The sequence below is a fragment of the Streptomyces sp. NPDC007856 genome (genome assembly GCF_042868225.1).
Lineage (GTDB): Bacteria > Actinomycetota > Actinomycetes > Streptomycetales > Streptomycetaceae > Streptomyces.
In genome coordinates, this window is record NZ_JBIAEC010000074.1 from 1 (window position 1) to 5251 (window position 5251).

The 5251-nt window shown below is 67.6% G+C and carries 3 protein-coding genes and 2 pseudogenes; 2 read left to right on the forward strand and 3 right to left on the reverse strand.

Annotated elements, in window-relative coordinates; all coding sequences use genetic code 11:
• Positions 1-214: 214 nt before the first annotated feature.
• A pseudogene (locus tag ACFYOH_RS44305) lies at positions 215-721 on the forward strand (transposase family protein); the annotation flags it as partial.
• Positions 722-1443: 722 nt separating this feature from the next.
• On the opposite strand, the gene ACFYOH_RS44310 reads toward ACFYOH_RS44305, so the two are convergent.
• A complete protein-coding gene (locus tag ACFYOH_RS44310; protein WP_388637924.1) occupies positions 1444-1596 on the reverse strand; it encodes a group II intron maturase-specific domain-containing protein in 153 nt (50 codons plus the stop codon).
• Between the two features lie 17 nt (positions 1597-1613).
• Entirely contained in the window at positions 1614-3056 is a 1443-nt protein-coding gene (locus ACFYOH_RS44315; RefSeq protein WP_388637927.1) for a reverse transcriptase domain-containing protein, read from the reverse strand.
• Between the two features lie 1028 nt (positions 3057-4084).
• Between ACFYOH_RS44315 and ACFYOH_RS44320 the strand changes: the two genes are divergently transcribed.
• Entirely contained in the window at positions 4085-4594 is a 510-nt protein-coding gene (locus tag ACFYOH_RS44320; RefSeq protein ID WP_388637930.1) for a DUF6924 domain-containing protein, read from the forward strand.
• Positions 4595-4763: 169 nt separating this feature from the next.
• Here ACFYOH_RS44320 and ACFYOH_RS44325 read toward each other — a convergent pair.
• A pseudogene (locus ACFYOH_RS44325) lies at positions 4764-5158 on the reverse strand (transposase); the annotation flags it as partial.
• Positions 5159-5251: the final 93 nt, after the last annotated feature.

Sequence of the window (5251 nt, forward strand, 5' to 3'; positions counted from 1 at the left end):
GCTACCTCGCCCGACGCCTCTACCGTCATCTCAACAACGCCGCCGCGGCCGAATTGGGGGTTGACGGGACATAGAAGCTTCATAGAGGCACCCCCCGTGATGCCTGCCGTCCTGGTGAGACTGGAGCCCGTCCAAGGGGCACGACGCACATCGCCTGTGTGCCTACCTCCGGCGCGTACCCGACCCGCGCTCGCGTCGCGGGTGGTGGTATCCCCTGGGCGGCCTGCTGCTGATCTGTGCGTGCGCGGTCGTCTCCGGCGCCCAGGCCGTCACCGAGATCACCGAGTGGGGCAAGCGTGCAACCACCACGGTGCTGGAACAGCTCGACATCCGCCGCCACCTGCTCGGACGCCGACGGGCCCCGTCCCAGGCCACCTTCACCCGGCTCCTGGCCGCCCTGGACAGTGATGCCCTGGACGGCGCGATCGGCGCCTACCTGGCCAACACGAGCACACCGATACCCGCGGCACCGGCTCGCCCCAGCGGCTCGCGATCGCGGTGGACGGGCAAGGCACTGGCCGGCTCCGCCTACCGACACCTGCTGTCCGCCGTCACCCACGCCCCCACCGTCACCCTGGCCCAGCGGGAAGTGGGAGCCAAGGCCAACGAGACAGCCGACTTCCGACCCCTGCTGGAACCACTCGATCTCGCCGGCATCATGGTCACCTTCGATGCCCGGCACAGCGTCAAGGACCAGGTGGCCTGGCTGGTGCGGGAGAAGAGAGCCAACTGCATCGCGGTGCTCAAGGGGAACCAGCCGGCCGCGTCGGCTCAGGTCAAGCCCTGCCATGGGCGCAGGTGCCCGTGGCGCACGCGGTCTCCGGGAGCGGGCACGGGCGGCGGGAGTCCCGCTCGGTCAAGGCCATGGCCATGGCCATCGCGGCGAACCTGGGCGGGACCGCCTTCCCCGAAGCACGGCTCGCCTTGCGCATCCACCACGCGCCGCCAGGAGAGCGGCAAGCGGCAGACCCGGGAGACGGTCTACGCCGTCACGAGCCTCGACACCCACCAGGCCGGCCCCGCCGGCCTGGCCGGATACGTCCGGGGCACTGGGGAATCGAAAACTCCAGCCACCATGTCAGACACGTGGTGTTCACCCAGGACGCCTCCACCGTGCACACCGGCACCGCCCCTGGAGACGGCGGTTGAGTCGGCCTGGAGCGCGGTGCCGGTATTGCCACCGGCCCGTTTCTCCAGGCCGCTCGCCGAACCCGGCGTACCCGTTCCCGAGTACCGGGCTCTCCACAGTTCCCGTCGTGGGCTGTTCGTCAGGCGATCGTCCAGGGGGATTGTGTCGCCCCGATGGCGGTACCGCGTGATCGCGGGTGTCCGCGCCGGGTTGATCAGTTCCACTCCGTCCACCGCAATCGGCAGCCAGGACCCGTTGGGGCCGAGGAGCCACTTGCGGATGTCCTTCCACGACCAGCGGTGCAGTGTCTTCAGTCACATGATCACTCGATGCCAGAGGAAGATCCCCAGCATCCGGAACGTGTGCTTCGCGACTGCGTGCCGGAAGTAGTTGGTCCAGCCGTGCACGACCTGGTTGAGCCGGATCAGCACGTCCCCTGGGTTGGCCTGTGACGTCCTGCGGGTCAAGGCACGTATCTTCGCCTTCACCGGGCGGGCCGGCCGCGCGGCGAGGAACGCGTAGATGTACCACTTGCCGTTCCCCGCTTACGCTTCCACTGGATGCGGAAGCCGAGAAAGTCGAACACCTCCTCCATCTGCCACGATCCGGCCTTGGCTGGTGCCAGCCGTAGTCCCAGGGATTCAAGCACGGAGGTCACTTCGTCCTGGAGCGCGCGGGCGTCATCGGCAGAGCCGTGCACCAAGATCGAGAAATCGTCCGCGTAGCGGACTATTCGCCAGTTTGGCAGGCCGTGCCGACTGCGCTTCCTGCGCGGATACTGGCCGTCCATCCGGCCGCCGGGCTTCCAGTCGCGGTGCAGATGCTCATCGAGCGTCGACAGCGCGATGTTGAAGATCAGCGGGGATAGGACCCCTCCTTGCGGGGTGCCGGTACAGGTGTCTCTGTGTCGGCCGTCCTCCGTGAGAAGGCCCGACTTCAAGAACGCCTTCACCAGCGCCAGGACACGCTTGTCCTTCACCCGTGCCCGCACCGCGTCCATGATGGCGCAGCGCGAGACGTTGTCGAAGGCCGCCTCGATGTCAGCGTCCAGCACCCATCGGTAGCCCTTGGTGCCGAACCGCTGGATCTCGGCGATCGCATCCTGTGCCCGCCTCTTGGGCCGGAACCACCCGTAGGAGACCGGAAGGAAGCCGGCCTCGAAGTTGGGCTCCAGCACCTGCTTCGGCGCGGCCTGAGCGGTCCGGTCACCACGGAAGTTTGGTGGCTTCATACTGCCCCTCCTGCTGTGAGTGCTGTGGTTTTGATGTGCGATTTCACGGTTCGTGCGGCGAGTTGGAGGCAGATTGCCTCGTTGTCGCTGGTCCAGGGGATACTCAGGCGTCCGTCGTCGGCGCGCGCGGCGTCCAGTCGGCCGCGCGATCCAGTAGTAGACGGCGCCCTGGCGGACGCCGAGGCGGGTGGCGACGTGCTGGACGCTCAGTTCGCCACGGGCCTGGATCTCGGCTGAGGATGTCGATGATGACGTAGGCGTGGTGCCAGACGCCCTTGGCCGGGCCGGGCAGCGGGTGATGTCCCAGGTGAATACCTGCGAGGGCCCGGTCGCGACGAGTTCGGGGATCGTCCCGGGCGGGTGGGCGGCCTGGCGGCGGCATTCGCCGTTCTGCCCGGCGGCGGACAAGATCCGGTACATCGTCCGCTCCGAGCACCAGTAGTTCCCCACGTCCAGCTCACGCGCCCAGACCGGGGCGGGCGGCGGCAGATCGACGTACTCCGGCCGGTTCAGCAGCGCCAGGGTCTCTGCCCGCTCGGCCGGTGAGAGAGCCGAGGCGGCGCGGGCCTCGGGGACGGGGCGGGCTTCGACTTCGGGCTGAGGCAGCGGTAGTGGGTGGCGCGGGCGTCCGGTCAGCCGGCAGGCCGCCGCGGTCCCCAACTGCCCCTGCACGCCCGCGAACGCCTCATCGACCACCGGCGCGGCGGTGTGCTTCAGTACACGCTCTCGGAGAGCAGTTCCAAGAGCGCGCTGCCTTTTCCCATGACTTCCAGGGCCGCGTCCCGGCGGGCCAGGTCCTTCTCCAGCCGGGAGACCTTCTTACGCAGCCGCTCCAGCTCGGCCTGCTCGGCCGCCCTTCAGCCGCACCGCCGAGGTCCGCCGGTCGGTCAGGCCATCCAGCACACCGGCCTCCCGGGCCTGATGCCACTCGATATCGTGCGAGTGGTACAGCCGCTCACGCCGCAGGATGGCGCCCTTCTCCCCGGCCGGGCGGCGTCGTACTCGGCAACGATCCGCAGCTCGTACTCCGCGGAAAACGTCCGTCGCCTCGGCTTCGGTGCCGGATCGTCACCGGCGGCGCGTATCGCGGTGGCGCTGGCCACGCTGAAGGGATCTCCTGTCTCGCCCATCCAGACTACTGATGATCTTTGCGCGACGTCGTGCGGTGGCCGACCGTCGGCGCAGTTCAGGCGGACGCCGTCTGCGACATCACGCGTGGAATCTCATTAGGTGTTTTTCAACTTCGGAGAGCCGAGACGCGGCGGCCAGCCTGGAGCGATGGGCGGGAGGGCTGCCGGACGGACAACGGCGGCGAGGACGAGGCTGGCCCGAGCTATGTGACCTGTGCTGGGCCGTGGTCTCGGACAGCACGGAGTGGTATGCGGTGTCCCGGATTCGTCGCCGATTCATGCGGTGGACGCGAAGTTCGAGGGCAAGCGGATGGTTGTCGGGTGCTCGGGCGAACACCTCGCTGAGCTGGTCGAACAGGCAGTGATGGTTTGCCCTTCAGAGCTGCCATTTGTGCCCATCAAGGCAGTTCTCGCCAGCTGGAGCGGATGCGGGAAGACGAGGTACCTACACTCGACGGCATCATGCGTCGCTGTGTCACCTTCCCTCACGGCTTTCCTGTCCCCCCGGACGATTGTGTCTGCCGGAGGCGATGTCAGTGCCGTTCGCTATCTTCTGGTCCGGATCAGGAGTACAGAGTTCTTCGAGGAGTGGTGATGATGGTGGCATTGTCCGGAGTGTCAGAGCGCAACGAGTTCTCAGCCCTGATCATCAGGACCGACTTTGCGGACGAGGCTGCGTGGCGGGAGATGACGGCGGAGCTGGAGAGGTCCTCCCACTACGACGGCGACCCTGCGGAGTCCTATGACGTGGTCGACGCGCCGGAGCTGGACGGCGCGGACACAGACGCGATCCTGGCGGCGATATCGGCCCACGAGGAGGTGTGGGACCAGCTCAGTGTGGTGTTCGTCGCCGACAGCACGACGATGCGTGCCGACCACCACCCCCTTCTTGCGGTCACCACCATGACCCGGGAGGACTTTGACGACGACGAGGAATACGAGGCCATGGTCGAGTTCGGACGTGAATTCCGCACGGTGCCGAGCGGTGTCCACACGATCCATGCCAACCTGGAACTGGCCAACATGGACTTCGAGGACTTCTCGTCGAGCGCGCACGAGGATCCGGAAGGAGTTTTCCGCTCCTTCTCCTCGACGGCTGGCTGACCGGTTGTCGGGACTCCGGCACCTGCGCGGGAGTGGTTGGCGGTCCGGCGAGCCTCGTCTTCTGTGTCCACGAGGTCGAACATGTAACCGGAGGCCAGCGCCGAGTGGGACCATCGCCAACCGATGGCCGGCGTCTTCCGCGCCCACTGACTCGTACGCGGGTCTTTGCGGTCAGGCGCCGGGTCATCATGGTGATGAGTGCCCAGTTCAGGTGCGCTTCGGAGTGCTGGGGAAGCCGTTCGTAGTCGCGAGCGTTGCGGCGGGCGTTCATGCACCAGCCGATCGTCCGTTCGACTTTCCAGCGACGGGGCAGGACGACGAAGCCTTTGGTGCCCTTGGGCCGCGAGACGATGCGCAGGGTGAGCCAGAGGCGGTCGCGGGCCCAGTCCACGAGGTCGCCGGCGTAGCCGCATCGGCCCAGACCTGGGTGATCTGCGGCTGAATGAGGCGGAGGCGCCAGAACACGTCGCGGGCCGCGTCGCGGGCCTGGATGTCGGCGGGGGTCACCGTGATCATCACGGGCAGGCCGAGGGTGTCCACGGTGATATGTCGCTTGCGCCCGTGCCCGCTGGGAGTTGATCGGCCCCACGCTCACCGCCTGGCGGGCCGAGCGCAGAGGCAAGGACCTGGACATCGGCCGCCCACCCGAACACGACC